We start from the raw sequence: 26,080 nt of genomic DNA on the forward strand, positions 1-26,080 counted from the left end.
TAACCATAATCGAAATTTAACCTAAAGTATGAAGAAGCTATTGTTATCCTCTATAGCGTTTGTTTTTTTACTCACAAGTTGTGGGTCTAAACAGAAAGGTGAGCTAACTGGAGTCCAGGGAAAAAAATGGTATCCGGAAAAACCATATGGAATGGAACTTATCCCAAGGGGTTCTTTCATAATGGGTAAGAGTGAAGAAGACCAAGGAAAATTATTGAATGCGCCGACCAAGACGGTTACGGTACGTTCTTTTTACATGGATGATACCGAAATCACGAATAGTGAGTATCGTCAGTTTGTAGAATGGGTAAAGGATTCTATCGTTAGAACCAAACTAGCCATTTTAGCTGATGAATTAGGTATTGGTCCAGAAGAAGGAGGTATTGGTGACTATGCTTTTAAAGATGCAGATACTACAAGAGCATCTGTATACGATAAGTATATGTTGGACAATTACTCTGGCATGGGTGAAACGGGTTACGAAGGTAGAGCGTTGAGCAAAGATGAAGACCTAGTTTGGAACACATCAGATTACCCAGATGAGTATTATACAGAAATTATGGATTCTATCTATCTATCTGAAGAAGAATCTTATAACGGTCAACGTACTATTGATGTTAAGACATTAAAGTATAAGTATAGCTGGATGGATATTGAGGCAGCTGCACGTGCTTCTGTAAAAGGAAACAAGAGCCGTAAAGACTTTATTCGTACAGAAGAAGTTGAGATATACCCAGATACAACAGTATGGATCAGAGATTTCTCTTATTCTTACAACGAACCAATGCATAACGATTATTTCTGGCACGATGCTTACAGTGAATATCCTGTAGTAGGTATTAGCTGGAAACAGGCAAAAGCATTCTGTAACTGGAGAACGAAATTCAAAAACGATGATAACAAGAGTCGTGGTAGACAATTCGTTAATCAATTTAGACTTCCAACAGAAGCTGAATGGGAATATGCTGCAAGAGGTGGTATTGAAGGAGGTACGTACCCATGGGGTGGACCATACGTAATCAGTGATACTGGTTGTTTTATGGCAAACTTTAAACCACAACGTGGAGATTATGCTGCAGATGCTGCTTTATATACAGTAGAAGCTAAATCTTACGAGCCTAATGACTTTAATATGTACAACATGGCTGGTAACGTTTCTGAGTGGACAAATTCAAGCTACGATCCTAGTGCATACGATTATGTATCAACAATGAACCCTAATGGAGGTGATTCTTCTAATACTAGAAAAGTAATTAGAGGAGGATCTTGGAAAGATGTAGCTTACTTCTTACAAGTGAGTACAAGAGATTACGAATACGCTGATTCAGCCCGTAGTTACATCGGTTTCAGAACAGTACAAGATTATATGGGTGAGGAAGATTCCACACAATAAATAATAATATTAACAGTTTTAATATAAATTCAAATTCATTTTTTAACCAAATCTTTTTTTTTAAACCTTAAATTAAATTAAACATGGCACAGTCAAAATCCACAAAAAAATTATTTAACATGGCCTACGGGCTAGGAGCATCAGTCGTAATTATTGGTGCATTATTTAAAATTCTTCACTGGGAGTTAGGACCATTAAATGGTGGTATTCTTTTAGCGATAGGTCTTATTACAGAAGCATTAATTTTCGCGATCAGTGCATTTGAACCTGTAGATGACGATTTAGATTGGGCATTAGTATACCCAGAGTTAGCTGGCGGTGAAAGTAAAGCACCAAAGAAAGCACAAGCTGCAACTGAAGTAAAAGAAGCTGAAGCATCTTTATCTAAGAAATTAGATGATTTATTAAAAGAAGCTGGTGTAGACGCAAGTCTTATGGAAAGCTTAGGTTCAAGCATTAAAAACTTTGAAGGTGCTGCTAAAGGTATTGCTCCAACAGTTGATGCAATGGAATCTACTAAGAAATATTCAAGTGAAATGGTTCAGGCTGCTTCTCAAATGGAGTCTTTGAACAGTCTTTATAAAGTACAATTAGAAAGTGCTAGCAAGCAAGCTTCAGTAAATGAAGAAGTTGTTCAAAATGCAAGTGCACTTAAAGATCAAATGGCATCTTTGTCTACAAACCTTTCTTCATTGAATGGTGTATATGGTGGTATGTTATCTGCAATGAACAAAAACTAGTTTGGATTTTTACCAACCCGAATCAATTATTAATAAAAATCTAAATTAAAAATCCATGGCAGGAGGAAAACAATCACCACGTCAGAAGATGGTCAACTTAATGTATTTGATCTTCATCGCAATGTTGGCGTTAAACATGAGTAAAGAAGTATTAGCGGCATTCGGTATTATGAATGAAAAGCTAGAGACTTCTAACCAAAAGACAACTGCAAGTAACGATGCGTTCTTGGAAAGTCTTGGAACTAAAGCATCTGAAGATGCTGCAAAGTATGATAAGTTATATAAGAATGCTCAGCAGATCAAAGCAATGTCTCAAGAGTATTATGATTACTTAGAAGGACTTAAGACAGGTATGATGGAAGGGATCGAAGATCCAAAAGATTATGCTCGTATGGATATGGCAGATTACTTAGATCAGAAATTATTTCAAGGTGAAACTTTATCTGAAGACGGTAAAAAGTTCATGAGTAACCTAACAGGTTATAGAGATCAAGTTGCTGCAATAGTACCAGCTGCTTTAAAGCAATCTGTTATCGATCGTTTCCAAACAGGAGATGAAAACGGTAAAGTTGAAAAAAGAGACGGTACCAAGCAAGATTGGATCAACTATCATTACGAAGGGTATCCTTTAGTAGCATCTTTGGCAAAATTAACGCAGTTACAAGCTGATGTTAAGATAACTGAAGAAGCAGCTTTGAAATCTATGTTAGCAGGTGAGTTAACGGAACAAGTTTCTTTAAAGAACTTTGCTACATCTCTTTTAGCTTCTAAATCTGCATACTATTCAGGTGAGAAGTATGATGGTAAGATCATTATCAGCAAAACTGATAACTCTTCTACTCCGGTAAGAGCTGAGTTAACGTTAGATGGTAGAAAATTATCTGAAGGTTCTGACTATAAATTAGAAGCTGGTGGTGTTAAAATGTTGATTGGTTCTGGTTCTGCTGGTGATCATGAAGTAAAAGGTACTATCTACTTTAAGCAAGACGGTGAAGAAATTCCTGTTGAGGTTAAAAATTCTTTCGCAACAATATCTAAGCCTAATGCTGCTTTGATTGCTGCTGATAAAATGAATGTAGTATATAGAGGTGTTGCTAACCCAATGTCTATCTCTATACCAGGTATACCTAATAACAAAGTAAGAGCATCTGCTCCAGGTCTTAAGGCTGTAAGTGGTAGTAAGTATGTTATGACTCCTGGTAAAGGAAGAAACGTAACTATTACAGCTTCTGGTACTTTACCTGACGGTCAGTCTGTATCTTCTAAATCTGAATTCAGAATTAAAGATATTCCAAGACCAGAAGGTAGTGTAAGTAAGCAAACAGGTAGTATTAAACTTCCAAAAAGGAATGTTGAGATTGCTACTGTAGGTGCTGGCTTGGAAGATTTCGATTTTGATTTAAACCTTGCAGTAAGCGGATTTAAATTCAAAGTACCAGGTCAACCAACTGTTTCTGTAAGAGGAAATAAAATGAATGCTAAGGCTAAGCAAGCTTTATCACGTGCTAAAAGAGGAGATATCGTACAAATATTTGATATCGAAGCTTATATCACAAACAATAAGAGTTACAAGTTGAAGAAAGTATCTCCAGTAGTTGTGGAGATTACAAACTAAATAAATAGAATGATACCGGGTAAGCCCTTAGTTCTTGCCCGGTTAATTTTAAAGTGAAGCAAACATGAATTGGAAAAATGTTTTAGTAATGGGAGCGGTAACCATGTTACCTTTATCAATGATGGCCCAAGCAAATGTATTGAATGCAAAGAAACCGGATGAGGTTGGTATTCGTACAGAAGCACAGAAAGCTGTTGATAATGATGCTCCGTTAGAATATGGTTATGTAGATGATAGGGATATCCTTTGGTCTAAAACCTTATGGGAAACTATTGATTTAGATGAGAGAGTTAATTTCCCATTGTATTACCCAACAGATACTATGGATATTGGACCGGATAGAAGGTCTTTATACCATGTACTGGTTAAAAATTTAAAAAGTGGAAAATTAGATACTTATACAGATTCTTATTTTACACAAAAAAGGACTTTTGGCGATTTAAAAGATGCCTTGCAAATGGTTGATACTCTAGATTATGGGTATGAGCAAATGAATGCAGGTGAAGCTGTTTCTGAAGAGTATATAACTCGTAGAACTATTTCTGCAGCTGACATTGAAGAATATCATATTAAAGGAATATGGTATTTTGATAAAAGACAAGGAGAATTGAAATACCGTCTTTTAGGTATTGCTCCAGTTGCGCCAGATGTAAACTTTATGGATGATGAAAATCCAGATATGGTAGAGCTTTTCTGGGTATGGTATCCAGATGCACGTGAAATGTTACACGAGGCAAAAGTTTTCAACCAACAAAATTCAGCACAGCCTATCTCTTTTGACATGCTGTTAAATGCAAGAAGATTCGATGCTGTTATCTATAAAGAAGATAACGTACAAGGTGATAGAAAAGTAGATGATTACATTTCTGACAATGCTTTGTTCCAATTATTGGAAGCGAAACGAATTAAAGAAACAATTAGAGATAAGGAACAAGACATGTGGGCTTACTAAGCTTACTGAAAATCCAATTCACTTAAAAAAGACCCGATCGAAAGATTGGGTCTTTTGTTTTTATATCATGTTTTATGCAATTGTCATTACATTTGTGCCATGGTAGATTATATAGTAGTAGGCTTAGGGTTGGCGGGTATCGCATTTTGCGAAACCTTGCGTAAAAACGATAAAACTTTCGTTGTTTTTAATGACCGATCGCAAACATCCTCTCGTGTTGCGGGCGGTTTATATAATCCCGTTATTTTAAAACGATTTACCCTTTCTTGGCGAGCGGATGAACAATTACCTGTTGCTACCGATTTTTATACACAATTAGAGCAGTTTTTGAATGTTAAGTTTGATAAAAAATTGAACGTTTTGCGAAAATTTGCTTCAATAGAAGAGCAGAACCTTTGGTTTGAAGCTGCTGATAAAGCTAAGCTTAAGCCGTTTCTAGATACAAAGCTGGTGAATAATGAAAATGTCGGACTTAAAGTTCCTTTTCAATTTGGTAAAGTTTTAGAAACAGGCAGGTTAGACACTAAATTTCTTTTTGATAGCTATGAGAATTGGCTAGAAGAAGAAAGTAAATTATATGCGGACACCTTTAATTATAACGAGCTCAAAATAGAACAAGATTTTGTGGGCTACAAAGATATAAAGGCGAAACATGTAGTATTTACCGAAGGATATGGAATGATGCAGAATCCGTATTTCAATTATCTGCCAATGCAAGGTTCAAAGGGAGAGTATATCGTAATAGAATCAAAAGGTTTAAATGAATCCAATGTTATTAAATCTTCTATATTTTTAATTCCTCTTGGTAATGATTTATATAAAGTAGGTGCTACATATCATAGAAAAGACAAAGACAATATAACTACTGAAGAAGCAAAGAATGAGCTTTTAAAGAAGTTAGATACTCTTTTAGATAGTTCGTATAAAGTAGTTGATCACGTGGCTGGTATGCGCCCTACGGTAAAGGATAGAAGACCTTTATTGGGTCAACATCCAAAGTATGATAATTTATGGCTGTTGAATGGTTTTGGGTCTCATGGAATAACTATTGCTCCTTGGGCGGCAACATCACTCTATAATCGTATAGAAAAAGAAATACCCTTATTGGCTGAAATGAATATTGCGCGTTTTATTGAAGATTAGTTTTCTTAAGAGTAGCCTTAGCATCATATTTAACGAACATATTTATCCAGATATTTCTAGATAACCTCATAATAATTGGCATAAAAACGACTAAGGTTATAATGATGGCAATAAAAGTTTCTTTGAGGTCCGCTCCAATAAATAGATTGGCAATAACAAAGGCTGCAACGGCAAATGCAATACCTACTCCATAACTAACATACATGGCGCCATAAAAGAAAGATGGCTCAATTTTATATTTTAGATCACAATGGCTACATCTTTCGTGCATTTTAAAGATTTTGCCCATATGGTATGGGTTTTTATCCAAATACATGCTTTCTTCGTGACATCTAGGACAACTTCCTGTTAAAATACTGTAGAGTTTGTTTCCTTTTTTTAACATTTGCAAAACTTTACACTAAGGTACGATTTTATGATATTTTATATATCAAATATCTACTGTAAGAAAGATAATTTAACTTAAAAATTATTGGTATTTATTGTATCGATTTTTAGGTAAAAAAAGAAGAATCAGAATTTATGTTAAACGTTCACAACCTATCGGTCTCATTTGGAGGAGAATATCTATTTGAAGAAATATCATTTCGTTTAAATGGAGGTAACAGAGTAGGACTAGTAGGTAAAAACGGAGCGGGAAAATCCACTTTATTAAAACTGCTGAATAAGGATATGCCTTTGGATACCGGAGTAATTGCCGTAGAAAAGGATATTAAAATTGGTTTTCTTAGACAAGACATTGATTTCGTTGAAGGTAGATCGGTTTTAGAAGAAGCCTATCAAGCTTTTGAAGAGATTAAGGCTTTAGAATTAAAATTAGATGAAATCAATCATCAATTGGCAGAACGAACCGATTATGAATCAGATTCGTATAGTCAGCTTATAGTAGACTTAAGTGATATTACCCATCATTACGAAATTTTAGGAGGTTACAACTACCAAGGCGAAACAGAAAAAATACTACAAGGACTAGGTTTTAAAAGAGAAGACTTTGATAAAAAGACAGAGACCTTTTCAGGAGGTTGGCGTATGCGTATAGAACTTGCAAAATTATTATTGCAAACTAATGACGTATTGTTACTGGATGAGCCTACCAACCACTTGGATATTGAATCTATTATTTGGTTTGAACAATTTTTGAACAATTATACCGGTGGGGTTGTCATAGTATCTCACGATAAAATGTTTTTGGACAATGTTACCAATAGGACCATTGAAATTTCATTGGGTCGTATTTACGATTATAATAAACCCTATACGGAGTACTTAGTGCTTAGAAATGAAATTAAACAGCAACAGGTAAATGCCCAAAAGAACCAAGAAAAAGAAATACAACAAGCAGAACGCTTAATAGAAAAATTTAGGGCTAAGTCCACAAAAGCATCAATGGCGCAGTCTTTGATCAAGAAATTAGACAAGATAGAGCGTATAGAGGTAGATGAAGATGATAATAGTGTAATGAGCCTTCGTTTCCCTATTTCGGTTACACCAGGTAAGGTAGTGGTAGAGATAGAGGAACTTTCAAAGGCATACGGGGATAATTTAGTCTTAAATGATATTAATCTGCTTATAGAAAGAGATAGCAAAACCGCTTTTGTTGGTCAAAACGGTCAAGGTAAGTCAACTTTGGCTAAAATTATAGTTGGCGAACTTGAGCATGAAGGTCATCTTAAGCTGGGACATAATGTTCAAATAGGATATTTTGCACAGAACCAAGCAGAGTACTTAGATGGTAATAAGACCATTTTAGATACTATGATAGATGCTGCCAATGAAAAGAACAGAAGTAAGGTTAGAGATATTTTAGGGTCGTTTTTGTTTAGGGGAGATGAAGTAGATAAGTATGTAAAAGTACTTTCTGGTGGTGAACGTAATCGTTTGGCATTGGCGAAAATGTTACTACAGCCCTTTAATGTTCTGGTTATGGATGAGCCTACCAACCACTTGGATATTAAATCTAAAAATGTATTAAAACAAGCTTGTTTAAATTTTGAAGGTACATTGATATTGGTTTCTCACGATAGGGACTTTCTACAAGGGCTAACCAATAAGGTGTATGAATTTAAAGATCAGAATATAAGAGAGTATTTAGGTGATGTAGATTACTATTTAGAGCAACGTAAAGTAGAAGATTTTAGGGCTATTGAAAAAAAGCAGACAGTTACTGCGGTAAAGGATAAGCCCAAAACATCTAATTCCTTTCAAGATCAGAAGAAACTAAAAAGTTTAAAGAACCAATTAAGCTCAGTTGAAAGCAAGATCAGTTCGCTTGAAAAAGAGATTAAGAATATTGACCATGACTTGTTGGTAGATTATGATGCTACCATAGCCAAACCTAATTTCTTTGATGGTTACCAAGCTAAAAAGAAGAAATTAGAAACGTTAATGCAGAACTGGGAAACTCTTACAATTGATATTGAGGAATTAGGATAAACGAATATTGTCATACATACAATTTTGATGGTTTCACAACATATCTAGCTACTTTCACAACAAACAGCTGTCAATCAACGATAAAATTTTAGTTTTCAGCGTTATTAGTTCAAATTTGTAGGAGAATTCTTAGTATAAGGATTTTTCAAACCACCATCTTATGAAAAAATTATATTATTTAAGTTTCAGCCTATTATTTTTAACAACTGTTTGTTTTGCAGAAGTTTCTAAAAAGGAGAAGAAAGCCTTAATTGATTTTTATGAAACCGCAAATGGTACTCATTGGATAAAAAAATGGGATTTAAAGACTCCAGTTTCTCAATGGCACGGTGTTACAGTAGAAAATGATAAAGTAGTAGAAATTAATTTGTTCCATAATAACCTTATGGGTCCAATTTCTTCAGAAATAGGAAATTTACAAAACCTTCGACTATTGAATTTAGCATTCAATTCACTAACAGGGACTTTACCTGCTGAGATAACAAATCTTTCTGATTTAAAGGTATTAAAGTTAGAAATGAACAGGCTTAACGGTGAATTGCCAGAGGGTATTGGGAGTTTGTTACAGTTAGAAGAGCTTTCTGCTTTCAATAATTTTTTTACAGGTGAAATTCCGGCTACGGTGGGTAATTTAACAGGTTTAAAAGTATTGAATCTTTCAAGTAATGAGTTTAAAGGTGATATACCAAAATCATTAGGTGCATTAACTCAATTAGAAACTTTAGGTCTTTTTGAAAATAGATTAGAAGGAGCTATACCAAGAGATATGGGTAAGCTTACAAAGTTGAAAGAATTGGTGTTGGCAAATAATAGACTAATAGGAGATATTCCTAATGAGTTTTCAGATTTGGCAAGCTTAGAAGTATTACAAATTCAGAATAACAATTTCAATTCATTCAAAGCTTTAGAGTTTTTAGAAACGAAAGAGTATTTGGTGTTTGATTATGATAAGGAAGATAAAAAATTAGAGTTTAAAGATATCAACTTTAGTAAAACCAGAATGGCAGATACAAAGTTTGAAGATATAGAAGAGTAAGAGTAGTTTACACTTTTAGTTAGTTTGGTGAAAAAAAGAGATGTTGAACAGCATCTCTTTTTTGTTTTAAGTATATTAATATCAGTGGTGTATCATAAATGTATTTTTTGCACGTTATAATAAAAGTACTTTTTACACTAGTAATGCTTTATAGTAGAATTGTTAAGTAAGAGGTATGAGTAAAGTCCCCCAAATCAATTAATTTTTTCAGTATGAAAAATGTTATAACCTATGGCTGTTTAGTAGTTTTTCTATTTTTTAGTTTTAATGTCAATGCTCAAATATCATCGAGCGAAAAACAATATTTATTAGCATTAAATAAAAGTACCAATGGTGAGCAATGGCAGCATAAATGGGATGTTAAAGCAGACCCGTCTTCATGGTATGGTGTAGAGGTAAAAGATGGCCATGTAACGGCATTAAAACTCTATCGTAATAATCTTACCGGGTCAATACCTGAAGGAATTTCAAAACTCGCACATTTAAAAACATTGAACCTTGCTTTCAATGTACTAGAGGGTAACTTGCCCCAAGATATGTTTCAGTTAGAAAAGTTAACCGTTATACGTTTAGAAATGAATAAATTATCGGGTAATTTACCTCAAGACTATTCTAAAATGAAGCAATTAGAAGAGTTGTCCGTATTTAATAATTTATTGCAAGGAACAATCCCTGATGGAATAGGAGAAATATCCAATTTAAAATCATTGAATCTTTCAAGTAATTACCTGGAAGGTAGCTTGCCTAAATCAATTGAAAAGTTGAATAAGTTAGAAAGGCTTGAACTTTTTGGAAATAAGTTGGCAGGTGCTATAGAAGTAGATTTGGGGCGCTTGGTAAACTTAAAAGAATTGATTCTCTCATATAACAAGTTTCAAGGTGATTTGCCAAGTGGTATGGCTACTTTAAGCAATCTTGAGTTTGTGCAGTTGCAAGGTAATGACTTTAGATCATTGAATTCATTGTTAAGAATGCAGAGTTCTAAATTAGCCGTTTTTGATAGTGACGATGAATTTTTGAATATGAAGTTTGGTGGTACGGAAGCTAGTAGAACACGTCTTGTGGATACCAAATATGAAGATTCGAAACGAAATTAAATTATTATAGAATAGATATGAAAGGGATGCTTATGCATCCCTTTTTTTGTTTTAGACCCTGTAGTACAAGCACTTTTTTATGATTACTTTAACCATAAAGGCTTTCAATGCCAGATATGTTTTTTTGTAGCTTCGCCATTGATTAATTGATATCCAAAAATTTCACGTTAAAATCTATTTAAAAGACCGCTGTTTTTTAACAATACTTTGGTTGTTGTAATAGATGTAAAATGAGAGTTAGACGTTAGCAATAGATGTTCTTTTAAAAGAAATACCTTTAAGAATACTAGTGCTTTAAGCTGAAATAGAATCAAAGTCGTTTCACTACTAAATTTGGTCGTTTCATTTAATTACGATAATCCTAAGGGATATTAAAAAGTATTTTTGATCCTGTGTTTTTTGAAATGCGCTTATAAATTAAAATAAAATGCGAAAAATTATTTTTACCGTACTAGGTATTTTACTAATTGTGGTATCCTTTTTCTTAGCAGGATATATTATTGATAGTAAGAAAACATTTAAACCCAAATCTGAAAAAGTAGTAAAAACTGTTTTTACAGAGGTTGTAAAAAATGGTACAGTACCTATTGTAGTATCTGCAAACGGTAATTTAACAGCTAAGCAACGTGTAGAATTATATGCTGAGGTTCAGGGTGTATTCAAAAAAGGGAGCAAGTTGTTCAAAGAAGGTCAGGCTTTTCGTCAAGGTGAGACCATTATTAGTATAGATGCTAATGAATATGCTGCAAGCGTACAATCCGCAAAAAGTAACCTCTTTAATCAACTTACGGCAGTAATGCCAGATTTAAGATTAGACTATCCAGATATCTATTCTAAGTGGCAAGATTACCTTTCTAACTTTGATATGTCTAAAAGTACTCCTGCATTGCCTGAACTGGCTACTGAAAAAGAAAAGTTTTTTATATCTGGTAGAGGTATTTTAACCAGCTACTATAACGTAAAGAATTTAGAGCAACGATTATCAAAGTATCGTATTACTGCACCCTTTTCAGGTGTTCTTACAGAGACATTGGTAACAGAGGGGACTTTGGTTAGATCAGGTCAGAAGTTAGGGGAGTTCATTAATACGGAAGTATATGAGCTAGAAGTTGCTATTAGCAAACGATATACGGATTTATTGAAAGTTGGCGAATCTGTAGAATTGACCAATTTAGATGATAACACTACTTATAAAGGAAAGGTAACTAGAATTAACGGTAGTATAGATCAGTTGACACAATCTGTAAATGCCTATATAGAAGTTGCTGATAAGAACTTAAGAGAGGGTATGTACTTAGAGGCAGATTTAGATGCCAAGAAAGAAGAAAATGCTATAGAGGTAGATAGAGGGTTGTTATTAGACGGCAATCAAATATTCGTGGTTAGAGATTCGGTACTGGATAAAATAGATGTAGAGCCTGTTTATTTTTCTGATAAGCGTGTTGTGCTAAAGAATGTACCAGATGGTCTAACCATAGTTTCTAAACCAATTAGTGGGGCGTTTACGGGAATGTCTGTAAAAATTTACTCTGAACAACCAGAAAATACGAAAGAATAATGCGTAAACTGATAGAATATTTTATTCGGTATCATGTTGCCGTAAATGTTGTAGTAATCTCCTTTGGGCTTTTCGGTATCGTTGGTGCCAAAGCATTAAAGTCCTCTTATTTTCCGTTGACGGATTCTAAGAACATAGCTATCACCATTACTTATCCTGGTGCCTCTCCACAAGAAGTGGAAGAAGGGATTGTTCTTAAAATTGAAGATAATTTAAAAGGGTTGGAAGGTGTTGATCGTGTAACTTCTACTTCTAGGGAGAACAGCGGTACAATTAACGTAGAAATAGAAAAAGGAGAGAATATTGACTTCATGCTTCTAGAAGTTAAGAATGCAGTAGATAGGGTACCTACTTTTCCTACGGGAATGGAGCCATTGATTGTGTCTATTCTAGAAACTGTACGTCAAACCATATCATTTGCTATTAGTGGTGAAGATATTCCCTTAGCGACCTTAAAGAGTGTTGGTAGGGATATTGAAAATGATTTAAGGGCAATGGACGGAATTTCTCAAATAGAAATTTCAGGTTTCCCGGATGAGGAGATTGAAATTGCCGTTAATGAAAATGATCTTTTGGCATATGGCTTATCATTTGCTGAAGTGGCTAGCTCTGTATCAAATGCCAACATCTTAGTAACAGGTGGTAATATTAAGACCGATGCCGAAGAGTATTTAATACGTGCCAATAACCGCTCTTATTACGGTAGTGAATTGGGTAATCTAGTAGTACGTGCAGATCAATCTGGTAATGTAATTCGTTTAAAGGATGTAGCTATTGTAAGAGACCGTTTTTCAGAAACGCCAAATGCTACCTATTTTAATGGTAATTTATCTGTAAGCACAACGATTACTAGTACCAATAATGAAGATTTAATTGCTGCGGCAGATCAAGTGAACGAATACATTGGTGAATTCAATGAAAAGTATAATAACATAAAGTTAGACGTTGTTTCGGATCAATCTACAACGTTAAACCAAAGAACACAGTTGTTAACTGAAAACGCCATTATGGGTATGGTGTTGGTATTGATATTTTTATCATTATTCTTGAATACAAGATTAGCGTTCTGGGTAGCATTTGGTTTACCTGTTGCATTCTTGGGTATGTTCGTTTTTGCAGGTTTCTTTGATGTGACCATTAATGTACTTTCATTGTTCGGTATGATTATCGTTATCGGTATTTTAGTAGATGATGGTATCGTAATCGCAGAGAATATTTACCAGCATTATGAAAAAGGAAAATCTCCTGTTCAAGCTGCGGTAGATGGTACTATGGAGGTTTTGCCACCAATTATATCTGCAATTATTACAACAATACTGGCTTTTTCAATCTTTTTGTTCTTAGATAGTAGAATAGGGGAATTCTTTGGTGAGGTATCGGTAATTGTAATCTTAACATTGGTAGTTTCTTTGGTAGAGGCATTAGTAATTTTGCCAGCTCACTTGGCGCATTCAAAAGCGTTACAGCCAATTGATAATAAGCCTAAAAGCGGATTTGCAAATGCATTTGCAAAACTTAGGGTGATCAATGAATTTGGCGATAGACTAATGGTCTGGATGCGTGATAAATTGTATACCCCGGTTTTACGTTTTTCAATGAATCATAAGATATTCATGTTTGCGGTTTTTGCTTCTGCCTTCATGTTAACCTTAGGTTCTGTAGGCGGTGGTATTATTAGAACGGCATTCTTTCCAAGAATTGCTAGTGATAGGGTAGGTATAGAATTAGAGATGCCAAATGGTACCAATGAAAAAATTACAGACTCTATAATATCATTAATAGAGGAGAAAGCCGTGATTGTCAATCAAGAATTGACAGAAGAATATATGGTGGGGTCCGATAAAAAGGTTTTTGAAAATGTAATCAAAAGACTTGGTCCAGGTTCATCTTCAGCGGTATTGACTATCAACTTGTTGCCAGGTGAAGAAAGACCAAATGAAATTTCTGCAGATTTGGTTACTAGAAGATTAGAAGAACTAGTGGGGCCGGTAGTAGGTGTAGAAAGCCTAATTTATGGTTCTGGTGGTAACTTTGGTGGTTCACCGGTTTCGGTATCATTACTAGGTAACAATATTGAGCAATTAAAAGCTGCAAAGGCAGAGTTGAAAGGTATATTGACTAAAAACCCGAGGTTAAAAGATATTTCTGATAATGACCCGGCAGGTATTAAAGAAATCAGACTAACGTTAAAAGAGAATGCCTATCTATTAGGGTTGGATCTACAAACATTAATGACACAGGTACGTGCAGGTTTCTTTGGCGTACAGGCACAGCGTTTTCAAAGATCGCAAGATGAGATTAGGGTTTGGGTACGTTATGACAGAAATGAGCGCTCATCGATTTCTAATTTAGATGATATGCGAATTATTACGCCTACTGGTGAAAGAGTTCCGTTGAGTGAAATTGCAGATTATACTATTGAACGTGGAGATGTTGCTATCAATCGTTTAGAAGGTAGACGTGAAATTCAGGTGTCTGCAGATATGAAAGACGTTAAGGATAGTCCAACAGAGATTATGACAGAAATTCAGAATGTTCACATGCCAGAGATACAATCAAAGTATCCAACGGTAAGTGCATCATATGAAGGTCAAAATAGGGAGCTAGAGAAATTAACAGGCTCGTTGAAGTTGGTTGGTTTTACGGTAATTCTATTGATATACATCACCATTGCCTTTACATTTAGAAGTTTCAGTCAGCCATTAATGCTATTGTTATTAGTACCGTTTAGCTTCACGGCGGTGGCTTGGGGTCACTGGGTTCATGATTTTCCTATCAACGTACTTTCCATATTAGGTATTATTGCATTGATCGGTATTATGGTGAATGATGGTCTGGTGCTTATTGGTAAATTCAATTCTAATTTGCGTGAAGGTATGACCTTTGATAATGCCATTTTTGAAGCAGGAAAATCAAGGTTTAGAGCTATTTTCTTAACGTCGATAACTACTATCGCAGGTTTGGCTCCTTTAATGTTAGAGACCAGTAGACAGGCACAGTTCTTAAAACCAATGGCTATTTCTATTGCTTATGGTATTGGTATAGCCACGGTACTTACTCTGTTAATGTTACCGTTGTTCTTGTCGTTCAGTAACAACTTAAAAGCACAGAATTTATCTTTCGCTTCGGGTCATAAGATTACTAAGGAAGAAGTAGAAAGGGCTATTAAGGAAAGAAAAGATGCCGATCATTTAGAAGGTCATACGCAAGAAGCTATTGAAGGTAGCGAACATCAAGAGCAAATAGAAGGTGGTTCACATCCATATAAGAATATAGATAAGTTATAATGAGTAAAGTAAGATTCATCATATTATTGGCATTTCTCCCAGTTTGTGCAATTTTCGCACAAGAGAAAACCCTCTCAAAAGAAGAAGCTGTTGTAAGGGCTTTAGAGAGTAATTATGGAATAGTGATAGCTAATGGTCAAGTTGATATTGCAGAAAATAATGCCAGCATTTTAAATTCTGGATATTTACCAACTTTAACTGGTACGGCAAGTGCTACATACAACAATAACAATACAACTACTGAGTTTCCGGGGCAATTTAATGAAGACGGTACTGAAAGGGATGATATTTCTATAGACGGCGCGGAAAGCCAAAGATATAGTACGGCATTAAACTTAAACTATACGTTGTTTGATGGTATGGGCAGGTTCTATAATTACAAAAGGCTAAAAGAACAGTACCAGTTAAGTACATTACAGGCCCGTGAGACTATAGAAAATACCATGATCCAAATGTTTACGGTATATTTTGAAATTGCTAGACTAACGGAGAATAAAAACGTACAAAAGCAGGCATTGGAAATTTCTAGGGATAGAATTACCAGATCAGAGTATTCCTTTGAATATGGTCAAAATACGAAGTTGGATATCTTGAACGCTCAAGTAGATATGACCAATGATAGCATTAATCTCTTGAATACAGAACAGCAATTGGCAAATGCAAAGCGCGATTTAAATGTGGTGCTAAATCAAGATTTAAGTGCGCAATATGAAGTAGATACAACCATTGTTTTTATACCAAAGTTTCAGATTATGGAATTTATGGATAAGGCAATTGCCAATAACGTAGCGGTGTTACAGACCGAAACTAATTTGAATATCAATTCATATGATATCAAGGTGAGTAAGTCTGGTTATTTGCCAACGATAGGTTTAACGGGTTCTTATGGTTGGAACCGAAACCAAAATGCACCATCGGCTTTCTTAACAGGAGCGGTTTTTCCAGGTACCAATTCTAATGTAGGCAACTATTCTTTAGGTGCAAGTCTTACGTGGAACTTGTTTGATGGTGGTAGTACTACGGTTAGTGTTAAGAATGCTAAGATTACCTATGCCAATCAAGAATTATTGCGCAAGCAGGTAGAGTTAGAAGTTAGTAGAGATATGCAGAATGCTATGGCATTGTACGAGAATTTGCTGAAAATATATCAAATTCAAGAACAGAACGTATTTACCAACCAAAACAATTTTGAGCGTTCAAAAGAGCAGTTTCAATTGGGTAGTATAACATCGTTAGAGTTTAGACAGGCACAGATTAATTTATTGAATGCCCAGACCAATAAGAATTTGGCTAAGTATGATGCAAAATTGGCGGAGCTTCAATTACTGCAACTTACGGGACAATTACTGAATATAGAACTATAAGTAAAGCTTGAAGTTTTAACCTCGAATGATCGAGTAAATTAATTAGGGAAAAAATGTATAGCGATAGAACAAATAGCGAGCTCATAGAGATAATGGATCAACATTCATTACTCACTTTTGAAGCGCAGTTAAGTTTACATGAAGAGTTAGAGAAACGTGCTGTTGTTGTAGATTTAAGTGAATTGGAAAATACCATTGCCCATAAGCGTGCTGAAATAAATAACCTTGATTATTTAAAGGATTTCGGCTTTAGAGCAGATAAAACTGCGGAAGGTTTGGTAGTGACCAGAACCACAAAAGCATTACTTACAGATGTATTGGCTGTAATAGTAGGTCTATTGGTATTTATGCTAGGTATTTATGGTTGTATCAACTTGGTATATACTTTTATAAATGGAGATGAGCTAGATGTATTTACCTTAGCATATAAGTTTGCAATGGCGGCTTTAATTTATATAGGATTTAGCTTTTTCAGCGGCTTGCAACGTTTGTTTGATTTCTACGGTTTTGAATTAAGTAAAATCAATGGCTCTGTAACTTTGAAAAAACGTTTTGATGTAAAGTTAGAGGAGATTAAAGTAAATCCGTCAGACATTCATTTAGATGCTGATGAAGATATTCTCGCTTTGAAATTGGGTCATGATACTATTTTTACATCCAATGGCGGTAATTTAATACAGTCCTTAACTTTGAAGGAGCTAGCTAAAGAATTGAAAGCATAATCAGTTGCTATGTATGAGCACTATTTTCAATGTCCGTATTGCTGGGAACAAGTTTCTATGTTACTTGATCCTTCCGTTTCACAACAGACTTATGTAGAAGATTGTGAAGTTTGCTGTAACCCAATTGAGGTGACGCCGCAATTTCAGGATAATGAACTCATAGGTTTTGATGTTCAGAGTATAGAACAGTAGCTATTCTAGTATTGCAATTTTACCACCAAACGTATCATCCTTATCCACAGATTTGGGGTTGCCGTAAATATTAATGGTGCCGCCGGCTTTTACTTTGGCAATGACAGATTCACTGGCATAAACTTCAGCGCTACCACCAGAGAGAACGATTACGGTACTATTTTTTGTTTTTAAACCTTTATTTAAAAGTTTACCACCGGTATTGATCATCACTTCTTGATCACTGCTAGTGCCAGATAGCTTTATTTCACTACCACTAACACTTTTAGACGATACATTGTTATACGCAATATTTAAGGTGATGGTACTGGCATCCTGGGCTTCTATTTCTAAATCGGTACCAATGACCAATCCTGTAGAAATAATTCTAGAATTTTTGTTCGCATCTATGACAGATAGTGCTTCTGTATAATAAAGTTTAAGATTTAAAATCGTGTTTAACACAGATTCACCAGAGCACATTTTTAATCTTAATCTGCCATCATTTTCTGTAATACTAAGTTCTTTCTTATCGGCAGTGGCTATTTCAATTTTATTTTCCTCTCCTTTTACAAGGGTAACACTGATTCTGTCATACACTCTTAGTTCCGTATATTTTTCCAGAGGTATAGTTGTGTTACCTTGTGCAACAACGGTCAAGATAGAAAGTAAGGTCAGTGTAAAGAATAAAAAAAATTTCATGTTGTAATGACTATTTGATAGTACAAAGTTAAGGTACAAATGGCTTTCTATCACAAATGGGCATTAGTAGATTTTACGGATGATATTTTATTCGATTTTAAACTTATATGTTCAAGCAAAACGTATTGTCGGTTCAGGTGTTTTCTGCAAGAAAATACCTGTCTACCGGTAGGCGGGCAGAGAGAACAGGTCTGGAACATGCGATTTTCTCGATACAAATTTCTTCGTTCCTTGAAATTCACTCGAAGTGACATTTAAGATATACATGAAAGAAAAGCTGAATCGGAAACAAATTGTCGGTTCAGGTGTTTTTAAAAGGAGCATGGCGTATTTTGAAAATGTATCGAGAACAAGTTTGGAACACGCCACAAACTCCTTATTAAAAGTTAAATAACACCGTAAACCAATATAGGTTTTGCAGTTTTGTTATCTTAAACAAGAGTTTGTCTATTGCTGAATTTATGAAGAAGAAATATCTCGTAGTTGCTTTATTTGTTATTGGTGGTATTGTCGGTTTTGCCGGTGTAAAATACTTGCCAACGGCAGAAAATGAGATAATGCCTACAACGTTAGATACCATCGCTACGCGAAGAGACCTGCGTAGAAGTTTTTTTGATAAGCGGGAAATATTGGTTGTCTACGGGGCAAAAGACACGGCGTTGCAGCAGCAATACAAGAACATACTCCATGAACTTTCTTTACTAGAAGTAACGCGTTCATGGCGCAGTGCCAAGGTGAGTTACAAAAGCGTTGATGAAGTTACGGCAGAATCATTGAAAAATTCAATTCTATATTTAGTGGGTTCTGTAGATGAGAATCCGCTGATAAAAGAATATATGGGGAATACGCCTTTTAAGGTATCACCGTCAGAAATTAAAATTGGAGCCAAAGATATACCTAATAATAATTCTATTTTAGGAGTTTGTTTTTACCCTAATCCCAAGGATCCTAAAGTCCCTTTTAGTTTTTTGACAGGTACAGATGCGCAAGAAGTATTTTCCCTATTTGCTAAAAAAGTGTTGGATCAAGGTCAGTTATTTTACCGTCAGAATTTAGAGTACGAGGTGTATGAGAATAATGAGCGATTGGTCATGGGAGATTTTAATGTAAACTGGGGTATTGAAGGATCCACCTTTTTTAATTTTGCCACAGGTACCCGGGTGTTGCTAGATACTGATGACGTTAAGTTTATAGATCACCAAAAAGCCATTCAAGAAATAGATGTTCCTGCTTGGCAGGCTGCGGTGACCAAATCAAAAGCGAAGATTGTCAATTTTGTAGGTAAAAAAAGCGTGCCTAAAATCACCTATAATTTTTATACTTGTACAGAAGAAAAAGGTTTAATGACGGGCAATACCGATCATTCTACGTATGACACCATTACAAATTCTGTTCACACCATAGTCAATAAAATCTATGCGAATAATAATATTGGTAGAGATAATGCCTTGTTATTGCACCACCTGATTGGGGAGAGTAATAAGAATATCATCACATTAGGATTGCCAATTTATTTTACCGATACCTGGCAAATGAAAGGCTACAAGTATTGGGCTGCAAGATTGGTAGAATCTGAGAATACCTTTACGGTGGCAGAGCTTTTAAGTAACTCTTTTTTAGAGATGGAATCTTCGTTAATACGAGATTGTATGGCAGGTGCGTTTACAGACTTTTTAATAAAAACATGGGACAAAGATGTTTATCTAATACGATATAATAAGTTATCGTTAACGCAGCAAGAAGAAAGAGCTCTTGAAATTAAGTGGCAGAAGTATTTGGCGGAATTACCTACTGAATATCCTAAGAAAAGAACACAAAAGAAAAAATTACCCTATGTAAAAGGCTTCAATTTTGCACATGAAGGATATAGTATTTATAATGGCTACGGTTCCAAAAAAGCAACGGAATCTTTGTTGAAGCAAAAGAATATGGGTAGTAATGCAATGGCAATAGTACCGTATACGGGTATTAATGATATCAATACACCAAAACCATTACATTTTAGTGATAATGCTGGTAGTGAGAATGATGATGCTGTAGTACATGCTGTTTCAATGGCTAGTGATATGGGCATGTATACCCTGCTGAAACCTCAAATTTATGTAGGTGGTAGCTGGCCTGGTGGTATAGATATGCCTACGGATGCCCAATGGGATAAATTTCATGATTATTATTATCGATGGATTCGCCACTACGCATTCTTGGCAGAAATTCATGATATGGATGCTTTGTGTATAGGTGTGGAGTTTACCAAAGCAACATTGTCCCAACCCGATGCTTGGCGTGCGATGATAAAGAAGACTAGAGCATTGTATTCTGGGCAAATTACCTATGCCGCCAATTGGGGCACTGAATTTGAGAAATTAGAATTTTGGGACGATTTAGATTTTATAGGATTGAATTCTTACTATCCGTTGAGTAAAAAAGACAATCCTACAGATGAGGAGTTAAGTCTCCAATTTGATACGGTAAAAACAAAGATTAAAAAGGTATATGACAAGTTTAAAAAGCCTATCATTTTTACGGAAATAGGCTTTAGAAGTGTAGATACTCCTTGGAAAAACCCGCATGCAGAGGCAGACGATACTATAAATGAAGAGGCACAGCGTAGGTCTTATGAAATTATCTTTGAAGGCATTAAAGATGAACCTTGGTGTCAAGGTATTTTATGGTGGAAATTTCCTAGCTATATAGAATATCGTGGCGAACATAACAATGCCTTTACGCCTAACAACAAATTAGCGGAAGAAACTGTACGAGATTGGTTCACTGAATAACAAGTATCAGATTTTGAAGTACATAAACGATCCGTTCCTATGTATCTGTTTTCATGCGTTTGTAATTATTAATCGTTGTTTCTTTTCATTTTTCAATGCGTTTGCACCCTACATTAAAATTTCAGAATTCTCTAAGGTTGTTTTACATGGTATTATAGACGTTTGGGCTATTTATACTATTAATTTGCCATGTTGCGTAATATCTTTGTGGGTAATGTTGCATAGGTTTATTACGGTATATTTATGTAGCACCAATAGAATTAAGTTAAATGGCAATAACAAAAGTAAAGCAGGGCGAAGTAATTAAGACCGCTCTTCTAATTGGAATTCTGGTGTCGTTACCAAAAACCATCTATTTATACAATGGTATAATGGAGGGTAATTTAAATTTCTCTATGTCTTGGGTGGTCGATTTTATGTATCGTTACCTGTTTTTCTTTTGCTATTCATGGTCCGTAATTCAGTTAAACGCCAATATTGATTACGACGAATATAAATGGTCGCCACTTTTAAAATGGATCGTAATACTGATCATCAATATAGTGTTGGCAATCTCTGTGGTTAAAATATTTAAAATTTGCTATCCTTTAATAAGTGGTAGGTCGCTGAAATCTAATGAAACGGGCTGGGTCAATTTTACCTTCATCAACTTATCAATAGTTTTATTTTTTATAGCACGTTTATTAAGGGTAAGTACTGATAAGCAAGAAAGTAGAATTGAGAACGAACAGTTAAAACAGCAGAATCTAGAGAATGAGTTGGCGGCATTAAAGAACCAGATCGATCCACATTTCCTGTTCAATTCACTTAATTCTTTATCTTCATTAATTCGTGAAAATGAAAATGCCACAAAGTTCGTAAACAAGCTTTCTTATATGTACCGCTATATTTTGCAGAGTGGCGAAACTAACTTGGTGCCGGTAAAAGATGAATTAAAATTTTTGGAGAGTTATATTTTTTTAATGAAAACGCGGTATAGAGACCGTATAGAAATACAGGTAGATATAACCGATAGTTTTTTTGATCGTAAAATACCACCATTGGCTTTGCAGTCTTTAGTTGAGAATTCTGTAAAGCATAATGAAATATCATCTACCAACCCATTGACCGTAAAGGTATATGCTAGCGGAGATTCATTAATTGTAGAAAACCCTATTCGTACCAGAAGTACATTGGCAGAAGGCATGGGGACAGGGTTGTATAACCTTAAAAAAAGGTATTTACTTTTATTGAAAAAAGAAGTTTTGGTAAGTACTGATAATGATATATTTAAAGTAGAACTACCTTTAAAAGAAGTGGCATGAAAGTAATATTGGTTGAAGATGAACTTGCTGCAAGTGATAACCTTTCTTATTTATTGACGAAAATCAACCCTACAATTGAGGTCATTGTGGTATTGGACACCGTAAAGGCTACTGTAGACTATTTTTCAAATCCGCATGAGGGTGTTTTGGTATTTATGGATATTCATTTGGCAGACGGTATTTCATTTGAGATTTTTGACCAGGTAGAAATTGATATACCTATCATATTTACTACTGCCTATGACCAATATGCATTAAAGGCATTTAAGGTAAACAGTATTGATTATCTACTAAAACCAATTGATCAAGAAGAGCTTTCAAGTGCATTAGAGCGCTTTACGTCACAGAACCAACGTAACGGAATAGACGAGCAACAAATGCAAAGTCTGCTACATTTAATTCAGAATAAATCTACAAATTATAAGCAAACGTTTTTGGTAGGTGTTGGTGATCAGTTGTTACCTATTAAAACTGCCGATATTGCCTATTTTTATATAGATACTGGGCTTGTTAAAGCTGTAACGGTACAAGAGCGTTCTTATGTGTTAGACATAAAATTAGAAGATATAGAAGACGCTTTGGATCCTCAGCTATTCTACAGGGCCAATAGACAGTTCATTGTGCGTAGAGAAGCTATTACCGCTATTAAATTCCATTTTAATAGTAAGTTATTGGTAGATGTTCATCCACCGTGTAATGAACGCATTGTGGTAAGTAAGGCAAAGGCATCAGATTTTAAAAATTGGGTGGGAGCCTAGTACTATAGTAGTTATGGTATGGTACTGATTTCATTAAATTTCCATTGACCATTTTTATCCTTAAAGAAAGTAAAACTGTGTTGACTACCTTCAAATTCTAATGTAGGCGGTGTAGTCGTTACCAGGATATGGGCAAAGATGCTGTCATTGCTTTCATCTTTTATTATTATAGTTTCATTTTTCTGAAGGATTTTAATGAATTCCTGATTAAATAGGATATTGTAATCATTGGCTATAAAACTATCTGTAGGAATGTTGATGAGGTCATCATAAATTTTGTCGTACCAAAGCGAATCTTGTTCTCTTAAAATGCTCATTTGCTCAGCTTCAAATGGTGTATTTTCTAAACAGTCATAGCAGCGTATTGTTTTGTAGGATGCTTTTTTAAAAGCCAAGGTATCATGGGTCTCTAAGATATTCAGGAATTGAGACCACATTTTTGAAACTTCATTATCTGGCAGTTGCTTTTTTTGTTTACACGAGAAGGTAAAGATTAGAAGTAGAAAAACAAGTAAATTAATCGTCAATTTCATAAAGTACTCTTTTTAATTTTTTGCTAAAACATGTAACAATTGGCATAAAAATGCAACATATAGATGGATTTGGCTGTCAATTTGGTTCAAAATGCCTAAAAAAGTCAAACGAACTTAAAATCATTACTATGAAATACTTGAAACATTTTTTACTCCTTATTGGAATATTAGGTTTAGTGGCAACACTTTTAAATGTCTTTTATTTTAAAGATGCATCAAGCAGTAATATCGGAAGCTTCATTGGTTGTATCTACCTAATAATTGTTTCTTTCAGATTCGAAAAAATGATTACATGGCTTAATTCAAAAACCAAAAGCGTTTAGCGCATATCACGCAGCAAAAATCCTCTAACCCACTAGCAAACTAGTTCACTAACTAACTGACTAATCATCAATCTCCGCATCCGGTAAATCAAGAATAGTCGAAGTAGATAAGGCGTTACCCGCAATCCCCTTAATGGATCCAAAGAGCACGTTTATATTTTCTTGAACACCCCAAATTTGCTTCTCGCGAACTGCAAAATTCTTGTAAGCCGCTTTCTTTTCGTAATTCAATTGCTTAATCATAGAATCATAATTTTCTATAATTCTATTGATATTTTGTACAAACTCGTTACTGGTTAGGTAAGAATAGAGCAGCTCCATCTTATCGCCTTTGTTTTCGTCAGATGATTTTATAGATTGTGTTTTTAAAAGTAGTTCACGAAGAACGAGAGATACACTTTTTACCTCATTGAATCCGCAGATCCACACGCCATTTTTCTCACCAAAGCGATCCATATCTGACGGAAAAGTCTCCGTTACAATTACTGCAATATCAGCCTTGCAATTAATCTGGTCTTGCTTAAGTTTATTGATCCAATCGTTAGAGAAGTTTTTGGTACGCTTACTTTCATAAACGATAGAACCACAAGTCTGCTGAAGAGAGTTGATTACCGTTTGTATACAATCTGCACCACGAATACCCTTGCCAACCTCATCAATATTATCAAAAGGGTAGGTGTTACGTAACAATTCTTCAAGAGCCAATTCTTGTATTTCGCCCTGCATTTGCATAGAACCCTGTTCTGCCTTGCGTTTCATTTCATCAATCAACTTCTTTTGGTCGTCAAGTTGCTTTTGGTATTCTTTTTCTTTTAAGGCCATAGCCTCACGCTCTTTTGCCTTTGCCTTTTCTTCAATGACAGATTGTTTCTCCAACAACTCTTTTTGCACGTTCATTTTAAGCTCTTCAGCTTTTTCTTTTAATTCGTTCTCACGTTTTAAAAGGTCTATTTCTTGTGCGCGCAAGGTTCTGTTTTCCTCTTTCTTTTTTTCGTTCTCCTGTTGTAGGGCACGTAGCTGTTGCTCAAAAGATTCGTTAGTCTGCTTTTGTATTTTTTCAGATTCTTTGGCAATACGTTGCGCTAGCTTCTCTTTAAAAAGTTCGTTCTCCTTTTCTTTCTTCTTCTCAAATTCTTCTACCTCAACTTCAAGTTTTCTACGTTCCTTATTGAATATTTCTGCCTGCTCAGCTACCTTACGTTCATATTCAGCCTTAAAATGCGCTTGCATTTTACCAGAAAGTGCCTCTTCAACATCAAACTCATGAGCACAATTGGGGCATTTAATCTTATCTACCATTTTCAAATTTCATTTGTAACTATAAAAATACAGAACCCAAATATGGCAAACAATCTTTGAGCGATAATCACTATATAAAATATGCTTGACTATTTCTGCGAACTGACAATTGTCATAGAATAAAAAGCCGTTAGAATTTATTTTTACATCAAATTAAATGACCAACTTATGACGTTATTAAATCTTCCTTTGGTTAACTGGGGGTACGGTGTTATTTTGATTGCCATTTTTGCGGCGGTTTGTCTTGGGCTAGTACTTGTGGTATATAGTTTAATGAAAAACGACAAGAAGAAGCAGGAGTAGTTTTTATAGGCTATTTATTGAAATAGTACATAACGTGGTGGCGTAAGTCCGTTAAGGCGTAAGGCAACTAACATTTGCCCTCTATGGTGTGTAATGTGGTCTGCTAAAAGCATGCATATTTGCCGTTTAGAACGCTCCAGACCAAAATAATCTAAATGATTATCTAATTCTTTGGGGTCAAATTCCTGTAGTAATTTAATGGCTTCAGTGAATGTTTGGTCTATTTGTGCCATCATTTCAGCTTTTGTTTTATTCGCAGGTTTAAAAACAGTGTCCGTTTGGTACACTCGTGCCTCACGACCACCTATGAGCGACTGACTATGCCAGTCTAGCGCAAAACCAATGTGCATTAAATTTTCAGAAAAGCTTAAAGACTCGGGCGTAACCTTATAATCATAATGCTCTTCTGGCATCATTTCGGCAACTAATTGTAAGTACTTATTAGAGTTCTCTAATCGCTCTATAAAATCCGATAAAAATTTATCCTCCTGCGCTAAAAGAGGGGTAATTGTCATTAAGATGAAATAGGTGAAAATAAAGCGTTTTTTCATTTGATTTTTTTGATTGATG

General features: G+C 35.0%; 21 protein-coding genes. 16 read left to right on the forward strand and 5 right to left on the reverse strand.

Features of this window, described 5'->3' with window-relative positions; translation table 11 throughout:
- Positions 1 to 28 precede the first annotated feature (28 nt).
- The 5 genes from porK to PXD56_RS12470 all read left to right on the forward strand — a co-directional run bounded on the left by porK (position 29) and on the right by PXD56_RS12470 (position 5,843).
- Positions 29 to 1,393 (forward strand): T9SS ring complex lipoprotein PorK/GldK, encoded by a 1,365-nt coding sequence (porK, locus tag PXD56_RS12450; protein WP_276493671.1) that lies wholly within the window; start codon positions 29 to 31, stop codon positions 1,391 to 1,393.
- Between the two features lie 83 nt (positions 1,394 to 1,476).
- Positions 1,477 to 2,133, forward strand: a complete 657-nt coding sequence (gene porL / locus PXD56_RS12455) for a type IX secretion system motor protein PorL/GldL (RefSeq protein ID WP_276493672.1) — start codon at positions 1,477 to 1,479, stop codon at positions 2,131 to 2,133.
- Between the two features lie 55 nt (positions 2,134 to 2,188).
- On the forward strand, positions 2,189 to 3,748 hold the full coding sequence (gene porM / locus PXD56_RS12460) for a type IX secretion system motor protein PorM/GldM (protein WP_276493673.1): 1,560 nt from the start codon (positions 2,189 to 2,191) through the stop codon (positions 3,746 to 3,748).
- A gap of 64 nt (positions 3,749 to 3,812) precedes the next feature.
- On the forward strand, positions 3,813 to 4,700 hold the full coding sequence (gene porN / locus PXD56_RS12465) for a type IX secretion system ring subunit PorN/GldN (RefSeq protein ID WP_276493674.1): 888 nt from the start codon (positions 3,813 to 3,815) through the stop codon (positions 4,698 to 4,700).
- 99 nt (positions 4,701 to 4,799) lie between these two features.
- Complete coding sequence (locus PXD56_RS12470) at positions 4,800 to 5,843, forward strand: NAD(P)/FAD-dependent oxidoreductase (protein WP_276493675.1); 1,044 nt, start codon at positions 4,800 to 4,802, stop codon at positions 5,841 to 5,843.
- Here PXD56_RS12470 and PXD56_RS12475 read toward each other — a convergent pair.
- Positions 5,830 to 6,228 (reverse strand): DUF983 domain-containing protein, encoded by a 399-nt coding sequence (locus PXD56_RS12475; RefSeq protein ID WP_276493676.1) that lies wholly within the window; start codon positions 6,226 to 6,228, stop codon positions 5,830 to 5,832. The two genes, PXD56_RS12470 and PXD56_RS12475, sit on opposite strands and share 14 nt — an antisense overlap.
- Positions 6,229 to 6,365: 137 nt before the next feature.
- Between PXD56_RS12475 and PXD56_RS12480 the strand changes: the two genes are divergently transcribed.
- The 8 genes from PXD56_RS12480 (at position 6,366) to PXD56_RS12515 (ending at position 17,532) form a co-directional block, all read left to right on the forward strand.
- Entirely contained in the window at positions 6,366 to 8,276 is a 1,911-nt protein-coding gene (locus PXD56_RS12480) for an ABC-F family ATP-binding cassette domain-containing protein (RefSeq protein ID WP_276493677.1), read from the forward strand.
- A 160-nt stretch (positions 8,277 to 8,436) separates the two neighbouring features.
- Positions 8,437 to 9,312, forward strand: coding sequence for a leucine-rich repeat domain-containing protein (locus PXD56_RS12485; protein WP_276493678.1), 876 nt, complete (start codon positions 8,437 to 8,439; stop codon positions 9,310 to 9,312).
- Positions 9,313 to 9,524: 212 nt separating this feature from the next.
- A complete protein-coding gene (locus PXD56_RS12490) occupies positions 9,525 to 10,409 on the forward strand; it encodes a leucine-rich repeat domain-containing protein (RefSeq protein WP_276493679.1) in 885 nt (294 codons plus the stop codon).
- A 427-nt stretch (positions 10,410 to 10,836) separates the two neighbouring features.
- Positions 10,837 to 11,967 (forward strand): efflux RND transporter periplasmic adaptor subunit, encoded by a 1,131-nt coding sequence (locus tag PXD56_RS12495; protein ID WP_276493680.1) that lies wholly within the window; start codon positions 10,837 to 10,839, stop codon positions 11,965 to 11,967.
- Positions 11,967 to 15,254 carry an efflux RND transporter permease subunit gene (locus PXD56_RS12500; protein WP_276493681.1) on the forward strand — a complete coding sequence of 1,096 codons (3,288 nt, stop codon included), beginning with the start codon at positions 11,967 to 11,969 and terminating at the stop codon, positions 15,252 to 15,254. The genes PXD56_RS12495 and PXD56_RS12500 overlap by 1 nt, the downstream gene beginning before the upstream one ends.
- Complete coding sequence (locus PXD56_RS12505; protein ID WP_276493682.1) at positions 15,254 to 16,618, forward strand: TolC family protein; 1,365 nt, start codon at positions 15,254 to 15,256, stop codon at positions 16,616 to 16,618. Before PXD56_RS12500 ends, PXD56_RS12505 begins: the two co-directional genes overlap by 1 nt.
- Before the next feature lie 53 nt (positions 16,619 to 16,671).
- Entirely contained in the window at positions 16,672 to 17,340 is a 669-nt protein-coding gene (locus PXD56_RS12510) for a hypothetical protein (protein ID WP_276493683.1), read from the forward strand.
- A 9-nt stretch (positions 17,341 to 17,349) separates the two neighbouring features.
- A complete protein-coding gene (locus tag PXD56_RS12515) occupies positions 17,350 to 17,532 on the forward strand; it encodes a CPXCG motif-containing cysteine-rich protein (protein WP_276493684.1) in 183 nt (60 codons plus the stop codon).
- On the opposite strand, the gene PXD56_RS12520 is transcribed toward PXD56_RS12515, so the two are convergent.
- Positions 17,533 to 18,213 carry a head GIN domain-containing protein gene (locus tag PXD56_RS12520; RefSeq protein WP_276493685.1) on the reverse strand — a complete coding sequence of 227 codons (681 nt, stop codon included), beginning with the start codon at positions 18,211 to 18,213 and terminating at the stop codon, positions 17,533 to 17,535. It lies immediately after the preceding gene.
- A gap of 461 nt (positions 18,214 to 18,674) precedes the next feature.
- Between PXD56_RS12520 and PXD56_RS12525 the strand changes: the two genes are divergently transcribed.
- The 3 genes from PXD56_RS12525 to PXD56_RS12535 all read left to right on the forward strand — a co-directional run bounded on the left by PXD56_RS12525 (position 18,675) and on the right by PXD56_RS12535 (position 23,052).
- A complete protein-coding gene (locus tag PXD56_RS12525) occupies positions 18,675 to 20,990 on the forward strand; it encodes a glycoside hydrolase family 113 (RefSeq protein ID WP_276493686.1) in 2,316 nt (771 codons plus the stop codon).
- Positions 20,991 to 21,259: 269 nt separating this feature from the next.
- Positions 21,260 to 22,294 carry a sensor histidine kinase gene (locus PXD56_RS12530; RefSeq protein WP_276493687.1) on the forward strand — a complete coding sequence of 345 codons (1,035 nt, stop codon included), beginning with the start codon at positions 21,260 to 21,262 and terminating at the stop codon, positions 22,292 to 22,294.
- Complete coding sequence (locus PXD56_RS12535; RefSeq protein ID WP_276493688.1) at positions 22,291 to 23,052, forward strand: LytR/AlgR family response regulator transcription factor; 762 nt, start codon at positions 22,291 to 22,293, stop codon at positions 23,050 to 23,052. Before PXD56_RS12530 ends, PXD56_RS12535 begins: the two co-directional genes overlap by 4 nt.
- A gap of 11 nt (positions 23,053 to 23,063) precedes the next feature.
- On the opposite strand, the gene PXD56_RS12540 is transcribed toward PXD56_RS12535, so the two are convergent.
- The 3 genes from PXD56_RS12540 to PXD56_RS12550 all read right to left on the reverse strand — a co-directional run bounded on the left by PXD56_RS12540 (position 23,064) and on the right by PXD56_RS12550 (position 26,061).
- Positions 23,064 to 23,585, reverse strand: a complete 522-nt coding sequence (locus PXD56_RS12540) for a conotoxin (protein ID WP_276493689.1) — start codon at positions 23,583 to 23,585, stop codon at positions 23,064 to 23,066.
- Between the two features lie 383 nt (positions 23,586 to 23,968).
- On the reverse strand, positions 23,969 to 25,207 hold the full coding sequence (locus PXD56_RS12545) for a DUF2130 domain-containing protein (RefSeq protein ID WP_276493690.1): 1,239 nt from the start codon (positions 25,205 to 25,207) through the stop codon (positions 23,969 to 23,971).
- Between the two features lie 317 nt (positions 25,208 to 25,524).
- A complete protein-coding gene (locus PXD56_RS12550; RefSeq protein ID WP_276493691.1) occupies positions 25,525 to 26,061 on the reverse strand; it encodes a DinB family protein in 537 nt (178 codons plus the stop codon).
- Between the last annotated feature and the right edge of the window lie 19 nt (positions 26,062 to 26,080).

This window comes from Maribacter zhoushanensis (assembly GCF_029350975.1).
GTDB lineage: Bacteria > Bacteroidota > Bacteroidia > Flavobacteriales > Flavobacteriaceae > Maribacter > Maribacter zhoushanensis.